Raw genomic sequence first — 19,361 nt, 5'->3', positions numbered from 1 at the left:
GGTGGATCTACCTTCATGTTATTCACGAAGTAACGACCATCATGAGAAAACACTACCTACTACTCCTTGCCTGCTGCTTCACACTCGCCGCTTATGCCCAGCGAAACGGGACAGTTAAAGGCACTGTATCTGACACCATTTCCGGCCAGCCGGTAGCATCAGCTACCATCACGCTCTTCAGGAAAGCAGATTCCTCCCTGATCAGCTTTACCATGACTGACAACAAAGGCGCTTTTCAGCTGTCCGGCATTCCTAACGGAGACTACCGCCTGCTTATTACTCATGTCAAATACCATAGTGTCAGCCGGCCCATTAACATCAACGCCGGCAACCATGACATCAACCTCTACAACATCATATTGAATGACCTTAGCAGAACACTCAATGAAGTCGAGATCAGTGCGGAAGCGCCCCCCGTTACGCTTATTGGCGATACTATTCAGTATAATGCAGGATCATTTAAAACACCACCCAATGCCAGTGTGGAACAACTGCTGAAGAAATTGCCCGGTATACAGATAGATAAAGACGGAACTGTAAAAGCCCAGGGACAGAAAGTCAACCGCATACTCGTAGATGGAAAGGAGTTTTTCGGTACCGATCCTAAACTGGCTACCAAAAACCTGCCGGCAGATGCAGTCGACAAATTGCAGGTATACGATCGCCTGAGCGATGCCGCCCAGTTAACTGGCTTCGACGACGGTAACAGTGAAAAGACCATTAACCTTAAACTCAAACAGGATAAAAGAAAAGGTATGTTCGGTAAAGTAAACTCCGGTGGAGGTACGGATGACAGATATGAAGGACGGTTTAATATCAACTCTTTCAAAGGCGCCAGGCAACTATCCGCTATTGGCATGGGCAATAACTCCAACGCCGAAGGCTTTTCCTTCATGGACCTGATGAACTTTAGCGGGGAACTGAACCGTATGCGTCAGAGTGGTAACGGGACTGCCAGCCTCTCCATCACTGCGGATGATCCTGGCAGCGCCTTAGGAGGGACAGGCAACAATAATGGTATCAAAACTATCTGGGGAGGCGGGATCAATTACAATAATATCATCGGTAATAAAACCGACCTCAGCTCCAGCTACTTCTATAACCGCTATAACCCCTACAAGGAAAGCACCGTGCAACGTCAGTATTTTCTGCCCGATTCCTCCTATTTCTATAACCAGCATTCAACCAGCGATAACCTCAATAACAGTCACCGCCTGAACCTCGGGGCCGATATTGCCATAGATTCCTTTCACTCCCTCAAAATATCGTCTTCTGCAGGCTACCAGGAAGCCCGTACTAAAAGCCACAGCAGCTATGAAACTTTGTGGGAAGACAAACAACTGGCTAACCAGGGATTCAGCGATAATTATTCCAGCGGACATGGCACCAATTTCCGTAACGATATATTATTCCGGAAAAGATTTCCGCTCAAAGGCAGGACCTTTTCACTGGGACTGCAAACAAGCCTGAATAACAGTGAGAATAAGGGCAAATTGCTTTCTGCCAATCACTTCTATAACCATGGAGCCTCCCAACCTGACTACGACTCCATCAACCAGGTCAATACCACCCAGGGCGATCTTAAAGCTTATACGCTCCGCGCCGTTTATACAGAACCGCTGTTCAGACACTCCCTGCTGGAATTGAGCGTCAGCCGAAGTAATACCAGCAGCACTTCCGATAAAACAACCTATGACTATAACAGTCAAACCGGTAAATTTGACCGGCTGAATGAAGATCTGACAAACAATTTCGAAAACACTTACGGTTACACCAACGCAGGCATTCGCTTGCGTACCAAACAAAAGAAATTCAGCCTGGCGGCAGGGCTAAACTGGCAATATGCCACACTAGATGGAAACATCATTGCGGGTACAAAAGATTCCGTCATCCGTAAGACATTCACTAACCTGTTGCCATCTCTCCGGTTTAAATACGATTTCAGCCGCTACCGGAATCTCAGCATCAACTATGCGGCCATGACCAACCAGCCAAATGTATCACAGTTACAGCCCGTTCCCGACATTTCGGACCCGCTTAACATCCGTGACGGCAACCCTTATCTAAAGCAGGAATATACGCATGCGGTACAGCTCAACTACATATCCGTCGATCCTTTCAGGAACAAGAACCTGTTTGCCTTCTTCAACCTGCAGGAGACGCAGAACAAGATCGTAGATGCTCATATGGTGGATTCATCCGGTGTCAAACATACCATGCCGGTGAACGTGAACGGCGTATACAATATGACGGGCGCCATCCACTGGGGTTTACCCCTGCGGGCATTGAAAGGCACAGTCAATTTTAGCAGTAATATGGGATATAGTAAAACAGAACAGTTCATCAATACGGTTTCCAATGCCATCCGCACCTTTACATTGGGGCCTTCAGCACGTATGGACCTGGCCCCTACCGGCAAACTGGATCTCTCATTCAATGCAGGATTCAATTACTATAACACGGCCTATTCCCTGCAGTCTGCCCTTAGCACCAACTATTTTTCCCAGCAATATGAAGGAGAGGTCAACTGGCAATTACCTGCCAGTTTCTATCTGAATACCAGCTTTACATACACTATTAACAACCGCCGTGCAGAGGGCTTTAACAGCAGTATTCCACTGTGGAATGCCTCATTCAGCCGCCAGTTCCTCCGTTTTAACAGGGGAGAATTAAAACTGAGCGTCAATGACATCCTGAACAGGAACATAGGCATCAACCGCAGCAGTAACCAAAACTATATTGAAGACAGCCGGACAAAGAACCTGCAACGCTTCTTCCTGCTGAGCTTCACCTACAGCATTAGTAAGCGTCCTGTCAGGGAGGAACATGGCGGGTTCAATATCATACGGCGCTGAAAGAACACTTTATAACGCAAAAAGGGCTGACCTTTCGGGTCAGCCCTGGCCGTTTGGAAGTCCGCCCACTTCCGGCCAATTCATTCATTGAGCGCTGTCTTTATTTTTGTTTGCAGGTACTATTTGGCGAAGTTGTTCACTTCAATGATCGCATCTGCAAATGCCTGAGGCGCTTCCTGGGGAAGATTATGACCTATACCTCCTGTGATGGTATGATGCGCATATTTGCCTTTAAATTTAGCAGCATATACAGCAGGATCTGGATGAGGGGCACCATTTGCATCTCCTTCAAGAGTTACACTTGGTACTGTAATGGCTGGACCGGTAGCCAGTTTCTTTTCCAACTCATCATATTTTGATTCTCCTTTAGCCAGGCCCAACCTCCAACGGTAATTGTCAATCACGATCTGTACATGGTCAGGATTATCAAATGCAGCGGCTGACTGATTGTAAGTAGCTTCACTGAAGTGCCATGTTGGAGACGCCAGCTGCCAGATCAGCTTATTAAATTCGCGGGTATTAGCCTCGTATCCGGCGCGACCACGTTCTGTTGCAAAGTAGTACTGATACCACCATAACAGCTCAGCTTTAGGCGGCAGCGGTGTCTTATTTGCCTGCTGACTACCGATCAGGTAACCACTTACTGACACCAGTCCTTTTACACGTTCAGGCCACAGTGCTGCCATGATATCGGCAGTACGCGCACCCCAATCAAATCCACCTACCAATGCTTTCTTAATTTTCAATGCATCCATAAAGGCGATGATATCTACTGCCACTACTGATTGTTGTCCGTTACGGGGTGTTTCTGCAGAAAGGAAACGGGTAGTACCATAGCCCCGCAGATAAGGTATCAGCACCCTGAAGCCTTTGGCAGCCAGTATATCTGATACTTCTTTATAACTGTAGATGTCATATGGCCAGCCATGCAGGAGAATAACAGGTTCGCCATCAGCAGGTCCTGCTTCTGCATAACCTACGTCCAGTACGCCGGCCTTAATTTGTTTGATATGATCGAATGAGACGCTGGTAGCTGTAGTGCTTTCCTCACTGGCAGCCTGCCTGTGCTGGGCATTTGCACTATTAAGATTGCCCAGTCCTAATGTTGCGAAGATAAAAGCTGCTGCTCCTAAAAAACGACGGCCAAAAGCTGTTCTGTTGTTCATAGTATTTTTAATTAAAGTTGTCAGGTAATTTTTCGTTCTTCTCATTTGCTCACCCTGCACAACAAAAGTAGATTGACACAGGTTCAACGCAAATCATGGATACCGTAAACCGGACATAATCATCCCTGAATTAGACAATACAAGGACCCAAATCTGACTAAGAACAACATATTGGGGCTGGAGTCGGGCAGAACAATAAATATCCCGGAGCTACACCAAAAAGAACGGCCCTTTTCCTGGTAGAAAAGGGCCGTTTAATAAGCTGAGTTACTGGTCCATGCGTATCATTTTCATTCTGCCTCCATTATTACGCTGCATCTCTGCAAATACCTTGTCCCGCTCCCGGTCAAATTCCCCCGCAGTCACCTTTTTACCTTTGGATGGCGGTTTGATGCTTGCCAGCTCCACATCCCCGGAGATCTCAACCGCTTTATAGGCCGTGCGGCCATTACCAATATCGAGCCCCAATATAAGCCCTGGTAATTGTGCCTGGTATTCCGGGCCAGCCGGTACCGGAATGGCCAGCGTAAACCAGGCAACGATCTCCGACGTATCTGCTACCTCTTTCGTTTTCATCTCTCCGTTTTCCATGGAGGTCGTGGCACGTTTGCCGATAAGCCGGGCCACCGCCTGCTGACAGGGGTAATTGAGGATAGTGCTTGTCTGTCCTGTCAGCTTCCAGTCCAGTTTTCGTACACTGTCTGCCACGATGTAATTCTTTGCCCCAAACTCACGCTGTTCCACCACCTGGCCCGTAGCAAGATTTACATAAGTGAGGTCGTCCGCACCGGCTATCATTGTCTGCACCCGTAATCCGCCGCCACCTTCCTCCATCTCTTCCGGCCTGTCTTCATCCACCGCGCGGCGAAGGCACTGATCATTACCAAATAATACTTCCAGTTTGCTGGTATGTGTGCGCGGAAGCGGTACCGCTCCTGGTTCCATGGCAATGTCCAGCATCATCTGTACCGTACGCGTATACAATACCTTACCCTGTTTTTGCTGACCGTTGACAGTAATGACCGCCAGCCCCAGGGAAATCGTAAAAAATATCTTTTTCATCCTGTGTAATTTTAAGGAAATAAAGCTATCCAGATCTTCCCGCAACACAGGTTAACATGACTTGATTTAATGTTAATTTAGGTTAATGTTCTGATGCCGGGCTCAAAGGAAATAATACATTTGCAACATAGCTATCAATAGCTATACTACCCAACAGCTATATATTCATGCGCTATAAACTTTCCATACCAGTCACCATTTCCCTGATCGCACTCACGATACTGCTGATCACAGCGTTCCAGGTATACTGGCTGAATAAGAATTACCGGGAAGAAGAAAAACTATTCTCCACCCGGACCAATATACTTTTCCGGGAAACCCTCTTCCACCTGCAGGCGTCCAAGCTAAAGCTTGATTCCGGCCTTAGTATCACGGTACAGGACCGCCAGGGCGTAACGCGTATCACCAACGTATTACAGGAACGGCTCAGGGATTCTGCCGGTGCTGCAAGGCCTGCAAAGCGCGCAGTATTTCTGACAGTAAAGGGCAGCCCCGCTTTTCACGATTCATTAAATACGATATACAGTGACACGAACAAGGTCCACCGCGTCAGGGTCGTTGACTTCCTGGCCGGCGTGGATTCTCTCCGCGACTCTCTTACGGTAAAGGAGATCACCAGCCTTTACAGCGAGACCCTCAGGAGAGAAAAAATAAACACGCCATTCACCATTCATACAGTTCCTGTTGATACACCCCGGGATGAAATAATGCCTTTCCCGAACGACTTCGATGGCAATATCGTCACCATTGGTTTCACGAAACCTGTCAGCTACCAATTGGCTTTTAGTAATAACACATGGTACCTCCTGCAACGTATCAGCCAGCCTATCCTTATTTCTACACTGTTACTGAGCATAACAATACTGTCCTTTCTCCTGCTCTACAGGAACCTGAAGCAGCAAAGAAAGCTGGCACAGCTGAAGAATGATTTTATCAGTAATATCACACATGAGCTGAAAACACCCATTGCCACGGTGAGCGTCGCTATCGAGGCACTCAGGAGCTTTGACGTACTGGAAGACAGAGCAACCACCAATGAATACCTGGAAATATCCGCCAACGAAATGCAGCGACTCAGCCTGCTGGTCGATAAAGTACTGAAACTATCCATGTTCGAAAACAGGGAGATCACCTTAAGTAAAGAACAGTTTGATCTCAGAGCACTGGCTGCAAGTGTAATGGAATCTATGCGGCTCCAGTTTGAAAAACACCGGGCGCATACCAGTATCAAAACAAGCGGGCATAACTTCATTATTACGGCAGATAAGCTGCATATCACAAGTGTACTATACAACCTGTTGGACAATGCACTCAAATACAGCATCAAGGATCCTGAAATCCTTATTCATATCCTTGACCATGGCCAATACCTGGAGATACGCGTAACAGACAACGGGATGGGCATTGCAAAAGAGTACAAAGGAAAAATATTTGAAAAGTTCTTCCGTATTCCCAATGGGAACCGGCATAATATTAAAGGTTATGGCCTTGGCTTAAGTTATGTATCACATATTGTACAAAGACACATGGGCTTTATAGAAGTAGAGAGCGAACTGCATAAGGGCAGTACCTTTTCCGTAAAACTTCCCTTTGTAGAAGCCCCTGTTATTTATTACGATAAAAACCGCCAGATCAGGTCTAAAATATTCTAAGGTGAAAACAAAGATTCTATACGTTGAAGACGAACCATCCCTGGGCAAGATTGTAAAAGAAAGCCTGCAGCGGAGAGGATTTGAAGTGGTCATGGAAACTGACGGGGCCAATGTATTGTCCCTGTTCAAACAGATCAACCCGACTGTATGCGTGCTCGATATCATGTTGCCTAACAAGGATGGCTTTGAAGTAGCAGAAGAGATCAGGGCCATTGACCCGGACGTCCCTATCCTATTCCTGACAGCTAAAACACAAACAGAAGATCTTGTTAAAGGCTTTACACTGGGCGGTAATGATTACATCCGCAAGCCTTTCAGTATGGAAGAACTGATTGTACGTATCGACAATGTATTGCGTAAACCAGCAGCAACATCTTCTACCTCCACTGATCATATCAGCATCGGAAAGTTCCGCTTTTATGCCAATCGCCAGGTACTGGCTAATGCCCGGGAAGAGAAAAAGTTGTCGTATAAGGAAAGCGAATTGTTAAAGCTGTTGTACGAAAAACGGAATGGTATCATTGACAGGAAAGAGATATTAGATTTGCTATGGGGGCATGATTCTTTCTTTAATAGCAGGAACCTTGACGTGTATATTACGCGATTACGCGTGCATCTGAAAGAGGATGAAAATCTTCAGATCCTCACAATAAAGGGGATTGGATACAGGTTTGTTTTAACCTAGAGACGATCTACACTATAAAAGCAGAAAGCCCCGTACTTGTACGAGGCTTTCTGCTTAATGCGCTATATCGCTCTCTTTGCGGCATATCTCCTTTACCTCTTCTCCCGACAATGGTGTAGCAAACACCTTCACCTTATCCATATACCCGTTAAATATCCTTTGAAAAGGGAACTCTTCATTCCTTCCCAGCGTCCACCTGTTCAACACGGATAAGTTCTCATGCCCTTCAGGTATTGCATATCCTTTCATTTCTCCGTCTATATATACTTTCAGGCTATCTCCATCACATACGCCCGCAATATGATGCCAGTGATCTTTCCAGTTTTCCGGCAATGGCACGGTACAATCGCCTCTACCCCATCCACCGGCAAAGAAGGTCAGTGTTCTGCCATCAGCTACCTGCAGCACATGTGTATCTCCCTTGGTAAAGATGTCCACCAGTCCGTTGTCAGTACTCTTCGGATAAACCCATGCCATCATTGTAATAGTCGTTCCCATCACATCAAGACTACGGGCATTAGGCACCTCCACATAACAGTCTTTTCCCAGCAGTAATTTACCGGGCTCTTTACGGCCACCTTCCCCGAAAATATGCCCGTGATTCCCTAAACCAGAATTGTCTGATATAAGACTGTCAGATGCCTGTCCGGCTGCCGACAGATCCAGCAGTATCGCATCTTTATTAGCTGTATATACCTTACATCTTTGAGCCACATCCCCAATACTTACCGTATGCCATCCTTCTTGCGCCATAGGGAACTGCCTGGAAAGCGTTTTTTCCTGTCCCGGCTCCAGGATGATCTTTTCTGTCATCAACACCTGCTTGTCCAGCTTTAGCGGCACCTGGAAGGTATGGGTGGTCCAGCCGGTATTCTGTACTGTAAATACTACCTGCTGCCGATCACCTTTCCTGACAAGCGCCCGCAATATCAGGTCTTTAATCTCCGGACGATCGGGCAAGGGATGATCAGGTTTGTTCACCTGTACGGTCATTACTTGTTGTCCATTCAGTGTGAGATGCGCATTTCCAAGCCGGTAAAGACGGCAAGGGATGGAATCAGTCACCGTCATCCCCTGCGCCACCATACAGTTCTTATACGCATATAATTTTCCATCTACCAGCAATTCTACACGCTTAGTACCGAGACTGCCCTTGTTCTGCACGGAGAAACGCACATAAAAAGGTTCATCAGGCAGCACACTTTTTTTAGAAACTGACTGATCAAAGATCTCAAAATATGCCTGTCCTGCGGTATCCCGTACCAGCCATTTATTAGCAGGAGATGCGTCCATATCAAATACCAACTCTCCACCTTTCGCCATCAGTGCATGTGGTATGCTGATGCTGCTGTAAGGACGATGATTGACGGTCAGTGATTTTATATAAGGATACTGGGCATGTGTACGCTTTATCACGAAGTCCCTACCGTTCTGCAGGTGAATACGCAGGGTATCAAAAGCGGGAACACCGATAGTGTATTCCGGTAATCCCGGACAGATAGGATACATCCCCATGGCGCTCAGCACATACCAGCTGGAAGTCGATCCCAGGTCATCATTCCCCGGTAATCCACCAGGTGTTGCCTTAAATCTTGTCTGCATAATATTCCTCACCCATTGCTGCGTTTTATGCGGCGCATTGGCGGCGTTAAAAAGATAAGGCACATGGAACACAGTCTCATTATCAAATGTAATATGTCCCCGGCTCAGGGCTGTATCCAGGCGTTCCGTGAACAGTTTATCGCCTCCCATCAGGTTCACCAGGTCTCTTGTATGCTGCGGCACGAAATAAGAATAGACCCATTTGTCGCCTTCTTTATAACCTGTATTGCCTGGTTCTATTTTAAACTCGTACTCCTGTCGTGGCAATGCGAACAGATCCTGCGGATGAAAAAGATTCCGGTACTGGTAGCTCCTGTTCATCAGCAGCTGCTGATCATGGTCATTATGCATGACCTGCCCGGCAAACGCCGCAAGCGTCCAGTCATCATAAGCATATTCCACGGTGCGTGTAACAGATTCGGGATAAGAGAAAGGGATATATCCTTTTTGCTGGAACACCGACAGATCACTTTGTATAAATGGCGTATCCACAATGCTCTTTTTCATAGCAGCATACGCCGCTGCACTATCAATACCCGGTACTCCCTTCAGGTAGGAATCCACTATGATGGGCACAGCATGATTACCTGTCATACTCTCGATAGGCAGATAACCCGTCTGCTGGTAAATGTCGAGCATAGACAATATCATATCCCGCTGCTTTTCCGGGTACAACAGGCTCAATAAGGGATGCAGGGAACGGAAAGTATCCCAGGGAGAGAACCCGCCATATGCCGCCCGACCGCTCACTGTATGCACCTTTCCATCCCGTCCGCGGTAATTACCATCTACATCAGAGATGATCCAGGGCATTAACATGGCATGGTATAAGGCCGTATAAAAGATGGTCTTATTCGCTTCGTTATTATCAGCTATATCTACAACAGACAAGACTTTCGCCCATTTCTGCCGGGTGTCCTGTCTTAGCCGGTCAAACCCGGCCGCACCTTCTACAGCAATATTCCTTTCAGCGCTTTCTTTACTTACGCCGGAAGCGCTTACACTCAGGATGACTTGCCTGGGTTTCTCTCCGGCAGCAAATTTCACCAGGTATCCGCCTGCTACGGGCTGCTTCTCCACATAAGATTCACTAAAATGGATAGCAGCATTGAATTCATCAACATTGTTTATAAATATCTGTGGTACGACATGCGCCGGGAACGTAAAACGGAACATGCCCATATGCTCACTGGCCGTAGCTTCCACAAGCGTATTGTTATCCCGGAAAAGTACACTGTAATAACCCGGTGAGGCCTTTTCATCTCCATGCAAAAATGCCCGTTGATAATCTACCAGGCGGAATGCAGCGCTGTTGGCCACCGGCATCACCTGTAAGACTCCTGTAGACCCGCTGGGAAAACCACTGTTATGCCCCAGGCAAGTGAAAAAGCCAATCGTCTTTTTATTGTAGTCATACCCTCTGACGCTTCCACTCCCGTTTTCGGGCGTAAGCTGGATATATCCCCAGGGTGCTACGGCGCCGGGATAAGTCCCGCCTTCACTTCCCCATTTGGTAAATACACTGCTTTTGGCAGTGCCGATAAAAGGATCTACATAATCAACAGGGGCCTTTTTCTGCGCGGACAGCTGACTGCCTGCAAAAAAGCATGATACGATTGTCCACCCGGTAAATACACTGATACGCCTGACGTTGGCAGAGAAGATTACATTCACAGTTATATGACTTACTTCTCTTAAAAGTAGAAATATTTTCTTGTTAAAGGAATATATTTATCTGCAGCCTATCACCACTTCAATGCCACCTGCCGCTCCAGGAAGCCGTAGCCATAGCCCACAGCGATACGGTCATTCTTACGGACAGGCACGGCTCCACTATCCAGTATTAATCCCTCCTGGTTCGTACGCAGCTTCGCTTTAAAGGTCATGCTGTTATTTTCCGCTACCGCGGATGCTATGCCTCTCTTTACGCCATTCACATACACGGTAAGCGGCAGGGTATTACTGTTCGTCACCGGCGCCTGCCAGCTGATATACAGGCCGTCATTTTTCTTTTCAAATAACTGCGGACGGTTATCATACCAGCTCAATACGGCAAGGCTCATATTCCAGGCAGTATTGTGGTTTATCCATCCTTCCAGGTGCCTGTCTTTCCCCAATGGATTAAACGGGTACATTTCTGTTCCCGGCAGGCAACTTATGGAGCCGCGGGATAGTTCCAGCCTGGCACATACATCCTCCTGGTAGCCTTTCGGATACCCTTTGGTGATGCCGCTGAAGCCATTTTCCGGGTGATGGGCGGCGTGTACATTCAGGGGATTACGGCCATACAGGTTGTCAAAATGAGCAAAACCTATCTGTTCCAGCCGCTGTTTTTTCGGTGCATCCTTTATAACGGAAGCCGCCAACAGCGCAGAAGCAGGAAAGCCAGCCACGTTGCCCACCTCGTTAAATTCCGGCACTGTCCAGTTACTATCCGTATCATATCTCCTGAAGTCCCAGGCATTATCAGATCTGCTGATCACAACATCCGCCCATTCCGCAATTTTCTTCAGGAGCCCTGCAGGCGCCTGATCTCCATGCCACAGCTGGTACATCGCCATTCCTGTCATCAACATATGCTCGCTCATACGCTGCCCCTTTGTTACCATAGGGTCTTCCATTGAAAGAGAGTCAACCATCCATGTGGCCTGTTTACTGGCCGCTTTCATATAATCAGCCGCCTCAGGCCATTGCTCCCGTTTTGCCACCTCGTACATCAGCAGGTTGGGCAACACAGAGAAGCCCGGTGTATGCCTGCCCTTGGAAGTCCCTATCTCCCGTTGAATATCCAGTAATCCCACCTGCGCCCAATGCTGCCGTGTAAATCGTAACACATGCTCATAAAAGCTGTGAGAGAACCATTTATCCAGGTAGGGATATGCATACAGGAAGAAAGCCAGCTGCGCCAGCGTCTGCGGATGCAACTGACGTGGCAAAGGGTCCTTACTGGGGTCCCTCGTTTCAGGATTCACCATGTAATAGCCTACGCCCCAGTGCAGGTCCATGATCACATCAGGTATATGATTACCGGTGGGCTTTTCAATAGTGGTAAAATACTTCCTGGCAGCATCCATGGCAGTTTCGTCGTTGGGCGATTTTACCAGTTTGTAATCCGGACTTAACACTACTGCCTTCAGGCTATCGTAGGAAATAGTAGCAGGCATCGCATCGTATACTGCCGGATTGGAGAGATACATCCAGATCAAAGAAGGGATTTCATACGAGTAATAAGTCCCATCTCTCCACGGACAACCGCCATACGCGGAATGATGTGTTCCCGTCACACTCCGGGTATCGTTCATAAACCATACTGATGGATGTAAGCCCTCTTTCTCTATCAGGTAAGGCCCTATCTTGAAAGGATAGGATACCCCTTCCGGCAAAGACCCTCCTTTTACATGCACAACATATAACTGGTGGGTATCAGCAGGTTTGAAACCACTAAAATCGCCCACTCCCTTCACCGTTTTTCCCTTGTATACCGGTGTGTTGCTTCCAGCAGCCGTGATGTAAAAATCAGCCGTTCCATTCATCGCCGTTGGCGCTGTGAATCTTTTAGGTGCATCACTGTTATAGCCGGTCTGGCTCACACATACCCAATGCTTATCAGGATGAAAAGTAGTATCCTGTGAATAAACAGCTGCTATCGCCAGCAGCTGTATGCTCATTACTCCCAAAACTGATCTGAATTGCTTTAACATAAATATCGGTTAACATGATTCGTTAATAACATCTTACTGCAAACATACCCGCCGGCGTTCCGCCATGTGTGCTTTTTAAATGCACCGTCAGCTTGCTTGTCTCCAGCGGATCTTTTAATACGATCCGCTGTAATGACTGATGGTTAGCTGTCACTTTGATCACCGGTTCATTCCTGTCATTACAGATCACGAAAGTGTCTACACAAAACGGCATCGCTCTTTCAGGATGATGGTAGATGACGTTCTCCATCGGATGATCAAAGTCGGTATCAAACACCAGTTCTATCTCCCGGATGGTCTTCTTTTCCGGCCAGGTAAGGGTCAGCTTAGGATCTGCATCTGCCTTATCTGCCAGCCAGATATTAGGCTGATGTGTAGGACGATTGATGCCGTTCCGGACATGCTCAGCGCCAAATAAGGCAATACCTGCGGGAATATCCATCGCGAGGTTCTTACCCGCCGGACGGCGTTCCGGGCACCAGAACTCAAATGCTTCCACGCCAATATCTTCAGTAGGTGTCTGTGCGCCGTAATTGGATACAGCGGGATTGGTCTTATTGAACACTGAAAGAATACCACTGATCCGTTCACTGCTGCTATGCAGGCTTATAACCTCGTTCTTCATAAAACAGAGGAAAATATAATTATCATCAGGTAATACTGCATCAAAGGATAATGTCACCGCCTGTGTCCCTTTTTTTAACGGAACTACAAGCTCCTGTAGAATAAGGTCCGGCGTATGATGCACTTGCCTGCCGCTGGCACGGAGGGATACCTGCAAAGCTGTATCTTCCTTCGCATCAGCATACACGGTCATATGAGGAATATTACCTGCTTTTAAAGGCAGCATTTGCCCCATGGCTGCGTTCAGACAGATACTGTCCCCATCAGGATGAAGATGACGTAATACATACTCACTGCTGGCCGCAATAGCTGCTTCCTTTACCAGGTCATGCTTATCGGCTGGAACAACCCCTGGAATATGCTGCCCCGTCCTGATCAGCCTTGACTGCAACTCATGCAACCATTCCTCTTTTAACAGCGCACCGGGATGTACGTCGTATTGCCTGCACAACACTGCCGCCATCCCCACAGCCTGGGCTCCGCAGGCGCCCGTACCCATTACCCTGCTGGAGCCAAAAGCCACATGTGTAGCGCTGATGATACGCCCGGCCAGGAACAGGTTACTGATATTATGACTGTAAAAACAGCGGTAAGGTATCTGGTAAATACCCTTGCTGTGCCACTGGTTACAGGAAGGTTTTTCGCTGAAAACACCATCCGCCGGATGCAGGTCGATCGACCATCCTCCATACGCCACCGCATCGTGGTGCGTACGCTGCTCAATGATGTCCTGCTGCCGCAACATATGATCACCTTCAAAACGGCGGCTTTCCCGCTTGCCCGGTATCTGCCCTACCCACTCCAAAGTCATGGTTTCCGCTTCCGGGAAATGCCCCGAGTTCTTGATATAATTCCAGATACCATACACTACCTTCCAGAGTTCCCATTTGATAGTCTCCGTTTCATGTACTGTATCCAGCCTTCCACCATATTCTATCCACCACAGCTGACACCCATGGTCCTGGCTGTTGATGCGTTTATACTTGGGGATGGCTGTAATATCTTTCAGTGCATAGGCGGGAGGAACAAAGACAGTAGGCCGTCCAGTGTCTTTTGTATAAAAATAGAGGGAATGCCCCAGCAGCTCTCCATATTCAGCAGTTGGTGCGAATTTCTCACCAAATTCCTTTTCACTTTCTGCCCCCATCCGGAAGGCTGCTCCTGCCAGAAAACCAATAATACCATCGCCGGAAGCATCACAGAAAAGAGGTGCTTTCAGCTCGTACAAAGTGCTGTTCTGACTACAGAATGCTTTCACATGATCGATGATATCAGCATTCTTTTTTGTCACTTCAAATACGGCTGTATTCAGCAATAACCTGATATTGGGTTCACTGCTTACTTTCTCCAGCAGGATGGTATCATAGATCAGCGGATTGCCATCAGGGTTCCGCCACATATTCTCCGTCATGATCTCATCTGCCACACCGCCTTCTCTTGCCCAGCGGTTATTATTGCCCATATGTGATGTTGCTCCCAGCACCCATAGCCTTACCTCGCTGGAAGAGTTGCCTCCCAGCACGGGTCTGTCCTGTACCAGCACTACCCGAATGCCTTCCCTGGCAGCAGTGATAGCACAGCATACGCCGGCCAGTCCGCCACCCGTGACTATCAGATCTGCATCATACTGATATGTTCTTAAATGCCTGCCTTCGCTAGCTTGTTCTTTCATCATACATTTCTTTTTTGATTTCCCCTTTAACGGGATGACGCCACATCATTTCGTTCTATAGCATGCGTCCTTTTGAGGATATGTTTTTCACGGTTATTGAGTTTTCTTATTGCAAGCAGCGGAATAACAGCCGTCACCAATACCACGCTTGCTATGCCTCCTACCAGCATTTTTCCGCTTGCCGCCAGTATACACAGGATGTACAACAGCAAAGCTGTAAATGCCAGCGCAAAAGCGATCACCCGCAATCCAAATAAGTTCTGCCTGCGGATAGCGGCCGCTTCTTCGGCTGATTGTCCTGCTGCGGCCTTTTGCTGAAGGCGGAAAGAGTGGTATTGCACATAATCATCTGCAGGCGCTTTGCCGGCACACAATATAAATTCATATACCACCAACATGATAAAAGGCAATACTACACCCAGCAGCATTTCCTGCGAGCGGCTTAACTTCAGCGTTGTCACGAAGGGTACCAAAAACTTGAATAGCAGGTTCACTGCCAGGCATACGCCAGATATAATAAACGCAGCCTTACCAGTCAGCTTTTTGGACATCAAAGCCCAGAGCGTCGGCAATAATGTTGGTCCGCCGGTAATAGCAGCAATACTCAGCACCACTTCTATCATCCCACCCACCGCAGGCACCAGTAACGCAATGCCTATCATGCCGATACCCAGCAACAACCCTGACATACGCGCCATCCGGATCAGCTGCTTATCAGTAGCATGCGGATTGATCACGCCCTTATAGATGTCATTGGTAATTACGGCAGAGGTAACATTCAAAGTAGTATTCGCGGTAGCGGAAGTAGAAAAATACATACCCGTCAGCATCAGTCCCATAAGCCCCGGAGGCAATACCAGGCGACATACCTCCAGGTACGCATTCTCTGTATTCAGGCCGCTCAGCGCCGGGTTGATACTTTTATAGATCATCGGTGGCAACATCCATATAACAGGACTCACCAGGTAAAGCGCAGCGAACAGGAATGCCACCTTCTTCGCTGCCACAGGCGATTCCACGCTGGTATACCGTTGTACAAAAGTCCAGTTCCCGCCGATATAGCTGATATGATACAATGCAAATGCTGCAATGAATCCAATGGTATACTCCCCATTGGTAATAGAGAAGAAATCCTCAGGTACATTATGCGCAAAACGCTCCCAGCCTCCTGCAGCATCCAGCGATAAGGGCAGTACGATCAGCACAGCGGCTGTCAGTATCACAAACTGCAGGATGTCTGTCACCATTACCGCCCACAAGCCGCCAATAGCAGTATAGGCGATCATCATCAGCCCCAGTACAATCGTACAGGCAGTTAAAGGAAAGCCCAGCGATACGCTCACCAGCTTTGCCACCGGGTACAACACCGCGCCTTTATTGACCAGTGATACGATCAGGAAAGTATAGACATAGAATTTCTGTACCGGTGCGCCCAATCGCTGGCGGATAAACTCCGCAGCGGTCAGCGCCCCTGTCCTCTTCCACCGCGGCGCCAGTAAGAAAGCTGTGATGATCCCTCCCAGGCACATCGTCCATTGGATGGTGACAGACACGAAGCCGTATTTATAAGCGATGCTGCCCCACGCCACAAAAGTGCCGGCAGAAAAGAAACTCATAAAGAGGGACAGTCCCCCGATAAACCAGGGCACCGCTTCCCCTCCTGCAAAGAAGGATTTCATATTCCTTCCCGTGCGGGCAAACAACAATCCGATGAACAGCACAAAGGCTGAAAAAACGAATATAACAGTGGTATCTATGGTCGACTTCATAATAAACTGATCTCAAGTATTTTCAAGCCAAATGGCGGTATCTGCACCTGCCATTCCGGGCTGGTAATTTCCATTCCTTCCTTCCTCCCTGTCTCATCCAGGATGCTGGCAGTAATGCCTTGTCCCTTCTTCACCTTAGCAGCGTCAAACTGCAGTACCGTCTGCTGCGCCTCGTCATCATCATTCAGCAGCATGATATATATTTTGTCATTTGTTGTACTTAATGCAGCGATGTAGTCTACCTGCGGATTAATTACTTTTAGCATACCATCCGGCATATATAACCGGGCCGCTTTACCGAATATCTTTCCAGGGGCAAATCCGTAACAGGTATGCGGCCCTACTTTGGGCGTAATAAAGCCATGAGGAAAACTAATGTTTCCTCTACTGCGGAGGCTAGTTTCCGATACCAGGTAATCCGTCAGCAATCCCACCTGCCACCATGCATGATGCGGATAAGGGCCGGCTCCGGCGTTCATCGTCGTCCAGTAGTAAGACGCCACACGCGTAGTTTTATCGACAAAAGCATCCCGCCCCCAGATGGCTGCACGGGCCATGTTGATAAACAGGGAATCATGTGTAAGCGCAAAAAGACGTACGAACATACCGGCATGACTGGCCAGCATAATAGGTCCATGCAAATTCGCTGACCCCAGGCTGCCGCCATGTTCAAAACTCAGCCCCGCCTGGCTGATCTGCCAGTCTTCCCATTCCTGTCCCTTCACCATCTTTTTTGCCCTTGAAGGAATTGGGTGCGTATACACAGATGCGGTATATATCCGCGCAGCGGCGATAGCGGCCTTTTTATACCGTTCTTCGCCGCAGAGATCATACAGGTCCAACAAAGCCTGAACGGTCTGCCCTGTGGCAAAATCGGCCACAAAACGGGCATCTCCGCATACCCCAAGGAAAGCTCCCTTGTCAACGCCCTCACGCATCAGCCAGTCAGCCCCCTTGCGTGCTGCCGCCAGGTACTTTTTATCATTCAGTATACGATAAGCCACCAGTAGCCCATAGAAGGTCGGACGCAGATCGGGAATATCTTTAAAGACAGCCTTTGTCGTAGCGTCGTCATAAGCTACTTCCCAGTGACCGTCAGCATGCTGCCATTGCAGTAACTTATCCGCTCCCAGGCGAAGTCGTTGCAGCAAGAGCTTATTGTCAGGCTCAAACAGTAATATATTTCCCATGTCCAGCATGGTATAGTAAGTCAATGCGACAGGCTCCACATAAGTGCCCCATTCTTCCGTAAAACGTTGCTTTTTCCACAGGTAGTACTGGCCGACAGCTGCACCCTGGAAAAAGCCCGGTTCCGCCTGTTGCTGCGCCAGTTTAAAATTCAGGGCGGCCGGCAAACGTTTCTTCAGCAACACACTGTCGCCGGTAATAGTTGCCAGCATCCACATAGCTCCATAATCAGAATTCTTCATAGCATCCCTGCCGGAACCTACTACCCCGCCCAGGTATGCCTGTGCACCGATCTCAAGTCCCTTATATTGGAAGGTATGCCACATGGAAGTACTGTCGTTATCCAGATAGTGCAGCATGGACATGATCCTGTCAGATACAGACTGCCGCGTTGTTTTCAGTTTCAGCTGATCCGGGAAACGGTATATATCATTCACCGCGTGATTGTACACTGTATACCAGTCTGCCGGCTGCACCGTATATCTGAAAGAAAAGGTGCGTTGTTCTCCCGCATCCATGTACGAACCGGTTTGTCCCAGTACTGGATGATAAGCGACCGGCGTATAAGCACCTTCCCTGTTCATCACGGACAGTCCCAGTTTCCAGAGATTATGTGTATTCTCATCTTTTTCCCAGGGATCACGCCCTGTTCCCGGTTCGGGTATGACAGCAAGAGTAATACCGTCTTTCGTTACCAGCGGACTTAATGTACTGGCGGTACGTTCCCGGAAAATAACCGGTTTATCGGGTATCCCCTGTCCATAACCATAGCTAAGTACGAGATCATGTTGTACGGTATTACTTTGAAAATACCCGGGTATCATGGCAAAATCAGGCTGCTTATCTTTCACCGTTGCCAACGTAGGCGTAGCGATCGAATAATAACCCGCCCGCTTTGCCCTTAGCGTGATATTCACCAGTATATCATGATGGAATCGCTCATCCAGCTGCCATTTGGCGCTCAGGTCCCAGTCTTTGGATGTTCCTGAAAATACCAGCCCATCTGCTGTCTTTTCTACTTTATCCGGATAAAAGTGGATAGCTGTACCGGCGGTGTTCATACTCACCGGGCTTAAATTACTCTCCCAGTTCCGCACCAGGTAGTTGTATTCTTTCAGCGAAAAACCACCGGGATGTGTATCCGCATAATGCAGGTCCGGTGTGCTGTCGGGCTTACCTGCACTATACAGTAACAGGTACTCGCCCGACAGATTGCTCAGCCCCCTACCAGCTATGTTAAGACCTTTAAGCCGGTATCCTTCTTTCGTATGCGACCATTCCAGCAACAGCTTATCATTCTGCAAACGTTGCGCATATACACGCTGTCCGCAGAAGAGGATGATCACACTATAAAACATTACTATCCATCTCATGCCTGTTTCATT

Annotated in this window: 10 protein-coding genes; 3 read left to right on the top strand and 7 right to left on the bottom strand. The window is 48.1% G+C overall.

What is annotated here, in order from left to right:
- Positions 1-41: 41 nt before the first annotated feature.
- Positions 42-2,855, top strand: coding sequence for an outer membrane beta-barrel family protein (locus F3I09_RS19865; RefSeq protein WP_149696792.1), 2,814 nt, complete (start codon positions 42-44; stop codon positions 2,853-2,855).
- A gap of 119 nt (positions 2,856-2,974) precedes the next feature.
- Here F3I09_RS19865 and F3I09_RS19860 read toward each other — a convergent pair whose 3' ends face one another.
- A complete protein-coding gene (locus tag F3I09_RS19860) occupies positions 2,975-4,021 on the bottom strand; it encodes an alpha/beta fold hydrolase (protein ID WP_149696791.1) in 1,047 nt (348 codons plus the stop codon).
- Positions 4,022-4,288: 267 nt separating this feature from the next.
- Positions 4,289-5,083, bottom strand: a complete 795-nt coding sequence (locus F3I09_RS19855; RefSeq protein WP_149696790.1) for a GLPGLI family protein — start codon at positions 5,081-5,083, stop codon at positions 4,289-4,291.
- Between the two features lie 167 nt (positions 5,084-5,250).
- On the opposite strand from F3I09_RS19855, the gene F3I09_RS19850 reads away from it, so the two are divergent.
- A complete protein-coding gene (locus F3I09_RS19850) occupies positions 5,251-6,735 on the top strand; it encodes a cell wall metabolism sensor histidine kinase WalK (RefSeq protein ID WP_149696789.1) in 1,485 nt (494 codons plus the stop codon).
- 1 nt (position 6,736) lies between these two features.
- The gene (locus F3I09_RS19845; protein WP_149696788.1) at positions 6,737-7,420 is read left to right on the top strand and encodes a response regulator transcription factor; all 684 of its coding nucleotides are present in this window, start codon (positions 6,737-6,739) and stop codon (positions 7,418-7,420) included.
- Positions 7,421-7,474: 54 nt separating this feature from the next.
- On the opposite strand, the gene F3I09_RS19840 is transcribed toward F3I09_RS19845, so the two are convergent.
- From F3I09_RS19840 to F3I09_RS19820, 5 genes are all read right to left on the bottom strand, one after another.
- Positions 7,475-10,696 carry a GH92 family glycosyl hydrolase gene (locus tag F3I09_RS19840; protein WP_149696787.1) on the bottom strand — a complete coding sequence of 1,074 codons (3,222 nt, stop codon included), beginning with the start codon at positions 10,694-10,696 and terminating at the stop codon, positions 7,475-7,477.
- A 71-nt stretch (positions 10,697-10,767) separates the two neighbouring features.
- On the bottom strand, positions 10,768-12,723 hold the full coding sequence (locus tag F3I09_RS19835; protein ID WP_149696786.1) for a hypothetical protein: 1,956 nt from the start codon (positions 12,721-12,723) through the stop codon (positions 10,768-10,770).
- A 22-nt stretch (positions 12,724-12,745) separates the two neighbouring features.
- On the bottom strand, positions 12,746-15,022 hold the full coding sequence (locus F3I09_RS19830; RefSeq protein WP_149696785.1) for an FAD-dependent oxidoreductase: 2,277 nt from the start codon (positions 15,020-15,022) through the stop codon (positions 12,746-12,748).
- 23 nt (positions 15,023-15,045) lie between these two features.
- On the bottom strand, positions 15,046-16,788 hold the full coding sequence (locus F3I09_RS19825) for a sodium:solute symporter family protein (protein WP_149696784.1): 1,743 nt from the start codon (positions 16,786-16,788) through the stop codon (positions 15,046-15,048).
- A complete protein-coding gene (locus F3I09_RS19820; protein ID WP_149696783.1) occupies positions 16,785-19,349 on the bottom strand; it encodes a glycerophosphoryl diester phosphodiesterase in 2,565 nt (854 codons plus the stop codon). Before F3I09_RS19820 ends, F3I09_RS19825 begins: the two co-directional genes overlap by 4 nt.
- Positions 19,350-19,361 lie beyond the last annotated feature (12 nt).

It is taken from the genome of Chitinophaga sp. CF418, from assembly GCF_900142925.1.
GTDB lineage: Bacteria > Bacteroidota > Bacteroidia > Chitinophagales > Chitinophagaceae > Chitinophaga.
Note: the sequence above shows the minus strand (reverse complement) of the source record. Positions and strands in the feature narration are given on the sequence as shown.